Source organism: Chitinophaga sp. GbtcB8 (assembly GCF_019091455.1).
Classification (GTDB): domain Bacteria; phylum Bacteroidota; class Bacteroidia; order Chitinophagales; family Chitinophagaceae; genus Chitinophaga.
In genome coordinates this window covers 110,739-123,240 of sequence record NZ_JAGXJN010000022.1, presented here as the reverse complement: position 1 = coordinate 123,240, position 12,502 = coordinate 110,739, and the positions used below count along the sequence as shown (strand labels likewise).

At 47.7% G+C, this 12,502-nt stretch carries 13 protein-coding genes; 7 read left to right on the top strand and 6 right to left on the bottom strand.

Translation table 11 applies throughout. The features are described 5' to 3' along the window. Window positions 1-126: 126 nt before the first annotated feature. The 3 genes from KVT36_RS19185 to KVT36_RS19175 all read left to right on the top strand — a co-directional run bounded on the left by KVT36_RS19185 (window position 127) and on the right by KVT36_RS19175 (window position 1,910). Window positions 127-489 (top strand): DUF779 domain-containing protein, encoded by a 363-nt coding sequence (locus KVT36_RS19185; protein WP_217605077.1) that lies wholly within the window; start codon window positions 127-129, stop codon window positions 487-489. Window positions 490-546: 57 nt separating this feature from the next. Continuing rightward, the gene (locus KVT36_RS19180; RefSeq protein ID WP_217605076.1) at window positions 547-1,434 is read left to right on the top strand and encodes an NmrA family NAD(P)-binding protein; all 888 of its coding nucleotides are present in this window, start codon (window positions 547-549) and stop codon (window positions 1,432-1,434) included. 80 nt (window positions 1,435-1,514) lie between these two features. Continuing rightward, the gene (locus KVT36_RS19175) at window positions 1,515-1,910 is read left to right on the top strand and encodes a VOC family protein (protein WP_217605075.1); all 396 of its coding nucleotides are present in this window, start codon (window positions 1,515-1,517) and stop codon (window positions 1,908-1,910) included. Between the two features lie 37 nt (window positions 1,911-1,947). Here KVT36_RS19175 and KVT36_RS19170 read toward each other — a convergent pair whose 3' ends face one another. Then, on the bottom strand, window positions 1,948-2,952 hold the full coding sequence (locus tag KVT36_RS19170) for a type IX secretion system membrane protein PorP/SprF (RefSeq protein WP_217605074.1): 1,005 nt from the start codon (window positions 2,950-2,952) through the stop codon (window positions 1,948-1,950). A 143-nt stretch (window positions 2,953-3,095) separates the two neighbouring features. On the opposite strand from KVT36_RS19170, the gene KVT36_RS19165 reads away from it, so the two are divergent. After that, window positions 3,096-4,187, top strand: a complete 1,092-nt coding sequence (locus tag KVT36_RS19165; protein ID WP_217605073.1) for a hypothetical protein — start codon at window positions 3,096-3,098, stop codon at window positions 4,185-4,187. A gap of 108 nt (window positions 4,188-4,295) precedes the next feature. Here the strand turns inward: KVT36_RS19165 and KVT36_RS19160 are convergent, their stop codons facing one another. From KVT36_RS19160 to KVT36_RS19150, 3 genes are all read right to left on the bottom strand, one after another. Further along, window positions 4,296-5,222, bottom strand: a complete 927-nt coding sequence (locus tag KVT36_RS19160) for a nuclear transport factor 2 family protein (protein ID WP_217605072.1) — start codon at window positions 5,220-5,222, stop codon at window positions 4,296-4,298. Window positions 5,223-5,550: 328 nt separating this feature from the next. Further along, the gene (locus KVT36_RS19155) at window positions 5,551-6,300 is read right to left on the bottom strand and encodes an MBL fold metallo-hydrolase (RefSeq protein ID WP_217605071.1); all 750 of its coding nucleotides are present in this window, start codon (window positions 6,298-6,300) and stop codon (window positions 5,551-5,553) included. Between the two features lie 77 nt (window positions 6,301-6,377). Then, entirely contained in the window at window positions 6,378-6,818 is a 441-nt protein-coding gene (locus KVT36_RS19150) for a VOC family protein (protein ID WP_217605070.1), read from the bottom strand. Window positions 6,819-7,116: 298 nt separating this feature from the next. On the opposite strand from KVT36_RS19150, the gene KVT36_RS19145 reads away from it, so the two are divergent. Beyond that, window positions 7,117-8,217, top strand: coding sequence for a hypothetical protein (locus KVT36_RS19145; protein ID WP_217605069.1), 1,101 nt, complete (start codon window positions 7,117-7,119; stop codon window positions 8,215-8,217). 113 nt (window positions 8,218-8,330) lie between these two features. Here the strand turns inward: KVT36_RS19145 and KVT36_RS19140 are convergent, their stop codons facing one another. After that, a complete protein-coding gene (locus tag KVT36_RS19140; protein WP_217605068.1) occupies window positions 8,331-9,311 on the bottom strand; it encodes a GlxA family transcriptional regulator in 981 nt (326 codons plus the stop codon). A 243-nt stretch (window positions 9,312-9,554) separates the two neighbouring features. Here KVT36_RS19140 and KVT36_RS19135 point away from each other — a divergent pair, with 243 nt between their 5' ends. Then, window positions 9,555-10,163, top strand: a complete 609-nt coding sequence (locus KVT36_RS19135) for a dihydrofolate reductase family protein (RefSeq protein ID WP_217605067.1) — start codon at window positions 9,555-9,557, stop codon at window positions 10,161-10,163. A gap of 194 nt (window positions 10,164-10,357) precedes the next feature. Then, window positions 10,358-11,323 (top strand): MBL fold metallo-hydrolase, encoded by a 966-nt coding sequence (locus KVT36_RS19130; RefSeq protein WP_217605066.1) that lies wholly within the window; start codon window positions 10,358-10,360, stop codon window positions 11,321-11,323. Between the two features lie 43 nt (window positions 11,324-11,366). On the opposite strand, the gene KVT36_RS19125 is transcribed toward KVT36_RS19130, so the two are convergent. Beyond that, window positions 11,367-12,485 (bottom strand): glycoside hydrolase family 76 protein, encoded by a 1,119-nt coding sequence (locus tag KVT36_RS19125; protein WP_217605065.1) that lies wholly within the window; start codon window positions 12,483-12,485, stop codon window positions 11,367-11,369. Window positions 12,486-12,502: the final 17 nt, after the last annotated feature.

Below are 12,502 nucleotides of genomic sequence, written 5' to 3'. Positions count from 1 at the left end.
GCGGTTATCAAAAATCAGGTTTTGGCCGGGGCACGCCTTAGGTGGAGCTAAACCACTACCACCAAACCTAAAACATGCTGAACTCTTACAGCAAAACCAAACTGGGATTTTTCTAAACAACAGATTATGACTGCACGGATCATAGCTACTGACAAAGGTTTGGAGCTGATAGCAAAATTAAAGCAGCTGCATGGCAACCTGATGTTCCACCAGAGCGGCGGCTGCTGCGATGGCTCACAGCCTATGTGTTTTGCAGAAGGTGAATTTAAGACCGGCAACAGTGATGTGCTGTTAGGTGAAGTGGCCGGTTGTAAATTTTATATGAACAGCGATCAGTTTGCTTATTGGCAGCATACACAATTAATATTGGATGTAACACCAGGCAGGGGTAGCAGCTTTTCGCTGGAAATACCGCTGGGAGTAAGGTTCTTAACCCGCTCCCGGGTATTTACGGATGAAGAGCTGGCTACCCTGCAGCCTACCGGGTAACCCTCATCTCATGGTATAGTATTTGTTGCCAATTCAGCCTCACCAAAACAGTTTTATATGCATATTGTACTAGGCGCAACGGGCAGCGTAGGTAGCACCGTAGCCACGCAGCTGGTAACTAAGGGCGAAGCCGTGGTAGGTATTACCCATAGCAGGGAAAAAGCAGCCTCCCTAAAAGAAAAAGGCATGGATGCAGCCGTAGCAGATGCAAAAGACCTTACTGCTTTACGCACTGCTTTCAGGGGTGGCACCTCCCTGTTTGCCATTACGCCTGAAACCGGGCAGGAGGAAGATGTGCTGGCAGAAACACAGCAGATACTGGATAACTATAAAGATGCGGTGCAACATGCCGGCATTGAAAAAATAGTGGGCATTTCATCCGTGGGCGCACAGCTTGAAAAAGGCACGGGTAATTTGCTGATGTCGTATATGCTGGAACATGCTTTTGAAGACCTTTCCATAACACAGATCTTTATAAGACCTGCTTATTACTTCAGCAACTGGCTGCCTTACTTAGAAGTAGCAAAAGAAAAAGGAGTGCTGCCCAGCTTCTTCCCTGCCGGCTTTTCCATTCCCATGATAGCGCCCACTGATGTTGGTGAATTTGCCGCAAAAGTGTTAACCGGCGACGGGCATAAAAGTACCGTGTACGAGATTGAAGGCCCCCGGCCTTATACCCCGCAGGATGTAGCTAATGTTTTTGGGAAGCTGCTGAACAAAACCGTGAAAGTGCAGGTAATACCAAAAGCTGAATGGGGTAAAACCCTGGAGGGCTTACACTTTTCACCGGACGGTATTAAGAACTTTATAGAAATGACAGAAGCCGTGGTGGATGGCCGCGTCAAAGCTGAAAGGAACGGTATTGAGCAGGTGAAATGCAGCACTACCCTGGAAGCCTATATTAAAAATGAAATAGCGGAAAAAGAGGCCCATGCTTTAGCGTGAAAAATGCCTTTTTATAGCTAAATCACTCAAAAGTATGAAGACAGTATGCCGCTACGGTCTTAATTTAGGCTTAAAAAAATATGCAAAAGATCACCACCTTCCTGATGTTTGAGGGGCAGGCAGAAGCAGCCCTTAATTTTTATACCAGCCTGTTTAATGATTCAAAGATCATTAATATCAGCCGTTACGGACCTAATGAAATGGGTGCGGAAGGGAGTGTAATGCATGCCACCTTTTCCCTGAACGGACAACAATTTATGGCTATTGACAGTTATGTTAAACATTCGTTTACGTTTACACCGGCCATGTCATTATACGTAAGCTGTGAAACGGAGCAGGAAATTAATACGCTGTTTGCACAGCTGTCAACAGGAGGCAATGTGCTGATGCCGCTAGATAAGTATCCTTTCAGCAGCAGGTTTGGCTGGGTAAATGATCAATTTGGAGTATCCTGGCAATTGAGCTTAATATCATAAATCATGAATAAACGCCCTGGTAAGTTGCCAGGGCTTTTTAGAAAAACCTTGGGCACGCCACCCGCGGCACCTGCCCGTTCTTCTCTGCACCTCTATCTGCTTTTGTAAAGGAGTAACCAATAGATATCTCATGTGATCCGTTGTTATAACCCTGCAATGGCCCTACCGCAAAATCATATGCATAACCTACGCGTAAATTGGGCGTAACATATGCCTCTACAAGCGCTACGGCTGCATTCCTTTTTACCAGCACCTTTTGCAGGTAGTTCTTATCATACAGGCTTATACCGCTGCGGTATGAGCCGCCTATCCAGATCCTTTCCTGCAATAACAGGAAAGCGTTCAGATCCAGGCTGGTAGGGCCGCCCCGGTCATCTTTCAGCAGAAAGGAAGGTTTGAACTGTATATTTTCATTCAGGGGCAGCAGCATGCCTGCAGTAAAGTAGTAATGTGGTTTAGGCTGCGGAATGTATAAGTAGCGCGATTTATTCATGTGCGGGGCTATCAGGTTATCTACCGAAAACCCAGCATACGCGCGGTTGGTGGAGTAATAAACGCCGGCCCGTGCATCCGGTACCAGTGTGGTTTGCGTGCCGGCAGGCATATCCACCTCCGGGTCATTGGTGGTAAGCAGTGAGCCGTTAATGCCCAGCTGTATCAGGCCGCCGCTTAGCCCAAAGGCCAGGCGCGAGCTGCCGTCTTCGTTTAAACGTATGCGGTAGGCATAGCTGGCATATACCCCTTGTGTGCTTTGTGCACCCAGCTTATCGCTGAACAGCTGCAGGGCCAGGCCTACATTTCCTTCGTTGGCAATAGCATCTACCGCTACGGAAAAGCTGCGCGGAGCACCTTCTACGCCCGTCCACTGTGCACGGTAAAAACTATGGAGATTCAGCACTTCCTTATACCCGGCATAGGCTGGGTTAATGTAAATGCCGTTAAACATATACTGGCTGTATTGTGCATCCTGCTGGGCAAAGGCCAGTCTGCAACAAAGTAATAGTGCGCTCAGCAAAGTCACACGTTTCTTATAGGTATTCATAGTGCAGGGTCGGGATATTGTTCACATGTACTCTTACAAATCCAGATCAAATATAAATATTATATTTCATATATAAATCAGATGCGGGTAAAATTAAACTTTCTACCTTGTTGACTGTCTGACTACTTACCAAATTGATCTTTATGCGAATAAAGCATTACTTATCCTTCCTGCTAGGTGGATTATTGATGAACATAACGGCTCATGCGCAAGATGCAAACACGGCTGCTGCAGATACCTCTCATTTACCGGGCGCCAACTTCAGCTTACAGGGCGCACTGGAAATGTTTAAAAAAGCCGCCTCTCCCGAAGAGTTTGAAAAGCTGCTGAATTCCCAGGATAATAAGGTAAATAACCTGGACCTCAATGGTGACGGGAATATTGACTACATAAAAGTGGTGAATAAGCGGGAAAATGATGTGCACGTTTTTGTGCTGCAGGCATTGATCTCCGAAACAGAAAGCCAGGATATTGCAGTAATAGAGCTGGAAAAAACTGCTGCTGATAATGCCGTGGTGCAGATTGTTGGCGATGAGGATATTTACGGCGAGCAAACTATTATTGAACCTTCTTCCGGGGATGATAAAGCCACCGGCGGAACTGATGAAAAAGCAGAGCAACCGTACTTTGGCAGCGGCCCGCACGTAACTGCCCGCTACGCTCCTACCCGCGCTATTATTGTAAATGTATGGTTCTGGCCCTGTGTACGGTTTGTGTATGCGCCGGCCTATACGGTATGGGTATCTCCCTTTAGCTGGCGTGTACGGCCTGTCTGGTGGCACCCCTGGCGGCCCATGCCCTGGGCAGTGTACCGCCCCTACCGCTACCATTATGCACCGTATTATACAGTGGTACGTACCAACCGGATCGTGTATGCACCCAGGATCTACCGTCCTATGCGTGTTACGTCCGTAACCGTGCGCACCCGCAACCAGGTAGTAGTGAACCGTTACCGCGCTACGCCGCGCGCCACCCGCAGCTTCAACGGGCCACGTACAGGCGCTACCCGCAGCTTCAGCACGCCGCGCAGCAATGGTACTACCCGTACCTTTAGTACGCCACGCAGCAATGGCACCAACCGTACTTTTAACGGGCCTACACGCAGCTATAATTCCAACACCCGCACTTTCAGCTCGCCTAATGGTAACCGGCAGATCAGCCGCCAGCGGACTACTGTTAGCAGTCCCCGTGGTTCCGCTACGCGCACCAGGACAAGGGTTTCAAGACATCATTAAGCAATAGCACAAGTAATAAAAACGGGGGTGTATCCAGGCTGGATACACCCCGTTCCGTTTGGGCCTTGTTGCTTAACCGCCATGTGCGGCTGGCTGCAATAAATGCTGTTAATGCAAACTTATAATACGGTTCATTTGCCAGTGCCCGTTATTCCGTTTCCACAGGGTAATGAATTTGCTGGCATGGGAGGTGGAACCCTCTACCAGGTTATGAAAGCGGTGATAGCCTATTTCCACCGCGCCATACCCGTTAATGGAATATACCTCAATGCTGCCTTTCATTATTTCACGCTGTACTTTATTACAGATGTTATTTTTGATGGCCGCTATGTATTCTTCCTTAGATGTTTGCAGCCCTCCCCTGTCATGATAAAACTCCATATCATCTGTCATCATATCCTTCATCTTTTCCAGGTTGCAGGTGTTGTACGTATCAAAATAGATGCTGTCTAAATTTACAATAGTATCGTATAAGGCTTTATCTCCCGGTATATAGGGCGCAGGCTGGTAACGCTCTCCGGCCATTTCAGGAAATTCCGTAGTTACCTGATAGTCCAGCTCCCGGGCCATTTTCCAGGCATTACCTTCTTTTTTCCAGGTACGGGTGAATTTGGAGATCTCTACCAGCTGCTCCGGCTGGTTGTCCGGTATTACATAGAAATGCTGCACACCGGTTTGTATGGCTTCCTGCCCGCTTACTGCAAATACCTGCAAGCTGCCGGGTACTATTGTGCGGCGCAGGTGGCCCTGCATACATATTTTTTTTATGCTGTTGGTAAAGTCGGCCAGTGGCTGTACCGTGGTAGGATTATCCAGTCCATTATCATGGTAAAACACAAAATCCTTTGTGAGTATTTCCTGCACCTTCTGCGCATTGCAGTCTTTTTGGGCATAGTGAAAAAGCAGGCTATCCTGGCGGTGCAATTGATCAAATAAAGGTCCGGAAGTGGTGGTTCCTGGGCGCTGGGCAAAGGCTGTTGGGGCGCCCAAAAAGATAAAGGAAAGGCATAAAATGATGGTAATGATCTTTTTCATATAATAATTTGCATTGATTATCAGGTAAATAGTAATTTTTTATTTCGATTGCAATACAAAGATATATGTTTTTAATAGTATTATGCAATACATACTACTATATATTTTTATAGCTAGCCCGGCACCTTCCCTAACCCTTCCCGTGCACAAGGTGCCAGGCGGCACCGCCCGGATTATCTCCCAAGCTGGCAACCATTGCAATAGTGCCCGCATTCACCTCAGCAATGGCTCACCCATCACCCACCTGTGACCATATTCCAATAAAAAAGCCGGCCTCATGGACCGGCTTTGCTGTGTACAGCAGTGGGATAGTTACCTGAAAAAATCTTTATTTGCCCGGGTACCAGTTACGCAGGCGTACTTCGATATTCTTATCGCCGGCATTAACCAGCTCTTTAAATTGGTTTACATCGCTCAAACCGTTCTGCCCGCGGTAGTGATACGGGTATACGATCTTAGGCTTAAAGGCCAGCACCGCTTCTGCCGCCTGCTTTACATCCATGGTGTAAGGCAGGTTCATACAAACAAAAGCTACATCAATATTCTTGAGTGCCTTCATTTCAGGAATGCCTTCCGTATCGCCGGAGAGGTAAAGGTTCTTACCGCCAATGTTCAATACATACCCATTGCCGCGGCCTTTGGTATGGCGTGGGTTTGCACCCATGTTATACATGGGAATGGCGCTAATGGCAATACCTGCCTGAGTAGTATGGCCGCCATTATTTAATACCACCGCTTTTGCCTTCAGGGCCGGCGGCAGCAGATCAGCCACTGCCTGCGGTACTACCAGTATGGTTTTAGGTGTTTTTACTTTTATAATGCTGGCGGTATCAAAGTGGTCGCTATGTATATCGGTGATCAGTATAATATCGGGTGACTTCAGGCCGCTAAAATCTGCGCCGCCTGCGGGATCTGCGTAAATAGTAGTATTGCCGATGGTAAAGGCCAGGCTGGCGTGTTGAACGGGTGTAATGGTTAAATTGCCCTTAGCGGTTGGCAAAACATCTGCCTTATTCTGTTGTGCCGTTACGGTAAAAACAACAAAAAGCGCGCATAAGGTAAGAAGGTTGAATTTCATATATGGCTCCGGTTATACAGTAAATTTAAAAAAGTTCTGCATAGTATGGTAGCGCCTGGCAGTAAATTATTCTTGTGTTAATGTTTGCCGCTTATCCCGCCCCAGTCTTCCGGGGCCAGATCGGCAATAGATTGGGAGAAGGTCCAGGTATGTCCATCCAGGTCAGCAGCCGTGTATTGCCGCTCCCCGTAAGGGAAATCGGCCGGCGGTTGTATGATCTGCGCCCCATGTTTGCAGGCATGTTCATAATGATAGTTCACATCCCGTACGCGCACCATCAGGGAATGCCGGTCCTGCTCACCCCCTGTTTTACCCTCCGGCTGCGCGCTCAGCGCAATAGTGCCTTCTCCAAAAGCCAGCTGTGCGCGATGGTTGCCGGCCCGCCACCGTTCTGTAAAACCAAAAGTTTCACATAACCAGGGGATCGCTTTATCCAGGTCTGCATACACCAGCACGGGAATAATGGTACAGGATGGCATGGTACGGTTAGCAGCAGGTTTGTGTAGGTTATGATCCATAGCCGGAAATTTAAATGCTGCTAAAGCTAACCAGAAAAATTTAACCTTACAAATTGGCGGGATGAGCGTGCGGCCGGGAACTAACACTTTTTTGAACTAGAAAATTCCAAAACATTTATTACTTTCGGCACAGGCTGTACAAGGGCAGCAGATCATCCACGTTGTGAACAATTTTTAGTATTACGAGAGCAGGACAGGAACAATCACTTTTATACCTAAAATGAACAATGAATCTATAAGTGCCGCCCATGGCTAATTACAGCTTTTTATCCAAACAGTCACCACACATTAAACTCGTATGAACAAACTTTTATCAACCATCCTCATCGCAGCAGGGACATTATTTATTGCAAACAAATCGCAGGCGCAGGGTTGCGTAGCGCTACGCGGCAACGGATCTACCTGCATGCTCCCCCACCAGGACGAGAACAGCTCCGGCAAATGGCTGTTCACCACTGGGGCCCGTTATTTCAAATCTTACAAACACTTTAAAGGCCGGGAAGAACAAAAGGAACGGCAAACACAAGGTACGGAAGTGATCAATCACCAAACCGCCATTGACCTTTCCCTGACCCGCATCCTGGACGAGCGCTGGAGCATTATGCTGGATGTGCCCATCCTGGCCAATGCCCGCTCCTCCCAATATGAGCATGGCCTTGTTAATGGCGTCAATAAATTTAACGAGCGCCATAGCACGCACTCTTTTGGTTTGGGCGATATGCGCATAGCAGTATACCGCTGGCTGCTGGATCCTCACAAAAATACCCGCGGCAATATACAGGCCGGCCTGGGTATTAAGTTTTCCACCGGCGATTATGACGTAAAGGATTACTGGTACAACGTAGGCCCTAACGGCACTAAGGAGCTAAGAGAAGTGGATCAGTCCATACAGCTGGGCGATGGCGGTACCGGCGTTACCATGGAGCTGAATGGCTATTATAATTTTACCAGCCACATTGCCGTATATGGAAATGCGTATTACTTAATGAATCCACGGGAGCAGAATGGTGTGCGCACCTGGCGGGAAACCTTATCCCCTGCCCTGGCCAACGAAGCCATTTGCAGTGTGCCGGACCAGTATATGTTCCGGGGCGGTGTAAGTTATGCTAACGCGCAATTCACCGGCTCTGTAGGCGCCCGTATAGAAGGTATTCCTGTGCATGACCTGGTGGGTGGCAGCGGCGATTTCAGAAGGCCCGGTTATGTATGGTCTGTTGAACCGGCTGTTTCCTACAACCTGGGAAGAACCCGGCTGTTTGCATCTGTACCTGTAGCTTTTGTACGTAACAGAACGCAAAGCGTTACGGATAAAGAAAGAAGCACTCCCACCAATAAAGTGAACGGTGATGCTGCGTTTGCGGATTATGTGGTGAATGTTGGGTTTTCTGTAAGGTTTTAATAGAATGTAAAATCATAAATGTGAAATTTTAAATGTAAAAGTGGAATGCAGCGATACGGGTTGCTGCATTCCACTTTTACATTTTACATTTATGATTTTACATTTTACATTCCTTATGCTACCACCGCCTCATTATTATACTTGTTCCTATAATCGATGGGTGATAACCCGGTGATCTTCTTAAACACCGTGCGGAAAGATTTTGTATCGTTATACCCGACTTCATACATTACCTCATTCACATTCTTTTTACTGATCTCCAGCATTTTTTTGGCAGCTTCAATGCGAACGCGCTGTATATATTCTGCGGGGGTGTTGTTCGTTGCTTTTTTAAAACGGCGGTCAAAGTGGCGGCGGCCAATGGCAAACTTTACGGCCAGGTCATCTACCGACAGGTGTTCTGTGAGATTGGTTTCAATAAATTCCTGTGCACGTTTAATAGGTTCATCCTCATGTTTCTTTTGCCCGTTGAACATAATAAAGGGCGACTGGCTTTTGCGGTCTATTTCCAGGGCAAACAGCTTGGCCGCCATAATGGCTATTTCGCGGCTGGTATATTTCTCTACAATATATAACAGCAGGTTCCAGTAAGAGTTAGCGCCGCCGCTGGAGTACAGGCCTTTTTCTTCCGTGATCACACGCCCGTCCACCAGTGTTACATCGGGGAACATTTCGCGGAACTCATTGGCTGTTTTCCAGTGGCTGGAACATTCCTTGCCGCTCAGCAAACCGGTAGATGCCAGCAGGAAAGCGCCAATACAAAGGCTGGCTACTTCCGCGCCTTTTTTGTGCTGCTCAATGATCCAGGGTATAAAATCTTTGTTCAGCTCCAGGGATACCTTTAGGTCGCTGCCCAGCGCAGGAATAATGATCAGGTCTGTTTTTTTCACTTCCGTGGTCAGCTGGTCCGCATGCACGGAAAAGATACCGCCATTCAGCTTAACCTCTTTGGTGAGCCCTACCATCTGCACATTGAATAAGGCAGGCTGCCCGGCAGCAATTAAAAAGTCATTTACTGTGGTAAACAGATAACGTGGATCGGCAATGGTGCCTAAAACAGCCTCGTGTGGCACAAGGATGGATACGTGTTTCATTTGATCTTATTTTGTTGTTGCGGTTTAGACAGCCTTTCGCATAACATAGCCCCCGAAAAAGCTTATCATGACCGGTTAGCTAGTTTTTGTAAAATACTGAAAAAAGTCGAAACCTACCCTGCCCTAAGTCCGGTTCACCCACCTTTCAACCCTTTGTACGGGTGTATCTTTGAAGATCAATTACTATAAAAGCTAACCGATGCAGCATGAGCCGATATTATTAAGCCTGGAAAAAGCCTGGATATGAGAAAGGTGATCGTATCCATGAACGTTACGCTGGATGGTTTTATGGCCGGCGCCAACGGTACGCTTGACTGGCATTTCCCGCTGTGGAATGATGAGATGACCCGACACATAGCTGATCAGCTGCAAACCGTAGACACTATTTTACTGGGGCGCATGAGCTACCAGGTAATGGCGCAGTACTGGCCCTATGCCGACTGTTATACTATGCCCAGCCCTGCGCAAATGGACTTTGCCAACCGCATGAATGACTATACCAAGATCGTTTTTTCCCGTACGCTGCGCAAAGGCAGCTGGAAAAATACGCATATTATCCGCAGCCGTATTAAAGAGCAGATCCTGGAAATGAAACAGCAGCCCGGCAGGGACATGATCATTTTCGGCAGCGGCAGCATTGTGCAAACCCTTACCCGTTTAGGGCTGGTGGATGAATACCGGCTATGGGTGCACCCGGTGATCCTGCAAAACGGTATGCCCCTGTTCCGTGATAAACGACCCGGTACCCAGCTGCAATTATTAAGAACAAAAACCTTCAGCACAGGAGTAGTGGTATTGTATTATAAGGCTGTTCCGCAAGGGGCGGTTAATAACCTGTATATAGCGGGATGATAGCCTGACCGCCATTACTACATTGGCGCTACCGATAACTTCATTAACCTTGAAAATTAAATCGCCATACTGTTACTTAATGTCCTCATTAATGCTTTGTGATAGTGGAGCCCCTATCCTATTGCAGTATATGCATGCTTTTTGATCTAACCCCTGTGTAACAAACGGCATTCATTCCAATAAAATTCTGCTTTATGAGAAATGAGCAATTTAAGCCGGTACAAAAAAAGCTGTACAACAAATGGTTTTCAGTAGCACCCGGTGTTTGGGGTATTAAGGACATATTTGTGAACGTATACCTCATACACAGCGGCGCTGCCAATCATTGGGTATTGGTGGATGCAGGGCTGGCCACCACTGCTGAAAAGATCCGCAAGGTATCCTCACACCTGTTCTGGCCGCAGACTGCACCGTCCGCCATTATTCTTACCCACGGGCATTTTGACCATATAGGTTCATTAAAAAGGCTTGCAGAAGAATGGGATGTGCCGGTGTATGCACATTACCTGGAAGCACCTTATTTAACCGGCCGTTCAGCCTATCCCCCACCCGATCCAACAGCTGGTGGCGGAATAATGACCCTGGCATCCTGCCTGTTCCCCAGGCAGCCAATAGATATGAACGGGCGGCTGTTAATGTTACCGGAAGATGGTTCTGTACCAGGTTTGCCTGGCTGGCGTTATATTCATACACCCGGCCATGCACCCGGTCACATAAGCTTATTCCGTGAGCAGGATGGTGTGCTGCTGGCTGGTGATGCCGTGGTTACCACCCAACAGGAATCACTATACGCTGTTATGACACAGGCAAAAAAAATGTCGGGGCCACCGCGGTATTTTACATTTGACTGGCAGGAGGCAGCAAGCTCCGTCAACAAACTGGCAGCACTGAAGCCGGAGATCATTGCCAGCGGACATGGCAAGCCCATGAAAGGCAAAACCATGCAAGATGAATTACAACGCTTAGCCGCCAACTTTCATCAGGAAGCAGCACCTGCTTCGGGCAGGTATGTAGATAATCCGGCGGTAGCGGGTGTAAATGGTGTGGAATATGTACCGGCTCCCAAACGTTCTGAGGTATTGATGAAAGCCGCCATGGCCTTACTGGTGATAGGTATAGGCGCCGTAATGGTACGTTATGGACTGAAGAAGAGGATCTGATAATAAAAGTGTGCCACACCTTTGAGGTATGGCACACGTACACTCATTTTTCCGGCGGGCATAACTGCATAAGCATTACCGCGCTGCTGGCTTCATAGGATTGTATGGTACCTGTGGGGCAGGGAACCTTATAGTTCCGGTAGGTAAGCCCCCGGGTTGCATCCCGGTTGCCCCAGGCAGTATTAATATTTTTGCGGATCCAGGACAGGTACTGCGGCTGGTTGGCATCCTGTACCAGCATCAGCAAGTAATGACCCAAAATGGCTTTTAATACACCCTGTTCATTCCAGTCGCCTTCTGCCGGTAAAATACCGTCCTTATCGCACATGGATTTTTGCGTATAATCGGCGCCCAGCTTAGCCTGGTTCAGGTAAGCTGCATCGTTGGTGATCTTGTATAACATGGTGGCGGCGCCAATAAAGGTACCCTGGTTATAGGTGTAGTCAGACCAGCCTTTATTACCTTTAATGTTATTATCTGCCACGCGGCCGGTATTGGGATCTGTTAAATTGGTAAGGGCCCAGCTGTACACATCTTTTGCTTTTTGCAGGTAAGCATTATCGCCGGTGATCTTATACAGCAGCAAAGCGCCTATTACAGTGGGGAAGTTAATACAGGCATTCTTACCACTGTGGTTAAAATCCCACCACATACCGCCATTGGCAGCATCATATGAATCATTCCATACCCGCTGAAAACCCGCTATGGAGGTAGTAAGGTAGCTGCTGTCTTTCGTGATCTCGTAGGCGCGTGCCAGTGATATGATCCACCACATCATATCATCATAAATGAACCATACGGTTTTGTTGTTCCAGTTATAACGGTCGTATTTTTTATAACCGCCCTGGTACATGTCTTTGATCATTTGCAGCTGCGCAGGATCATTGGTGCGCTTGTAAGCGTTCATGACCAGGTCCCAGTAAACAGCCTGCGTCCAGATAGCGCCGGTGGAGTTTTTTTCCGTAGTGGCGTAATATAGCTGCTCCGCTGGGTTATAGAAATACGTATTAAAATTATTAAAGGCCGCAGTAGCGTCTTTATCTGTAAATGATACGGCAGGCAGGTGCACGGAATCTACCGGTGTCACTGCCTTGCTGTTACTTTTGCTGCAGGCGGTGTGTAACACCAGGCCGGCGAAGAGGACTAAAAAGAGTTTTCCCATTTGTTTTTTTTTAGCTG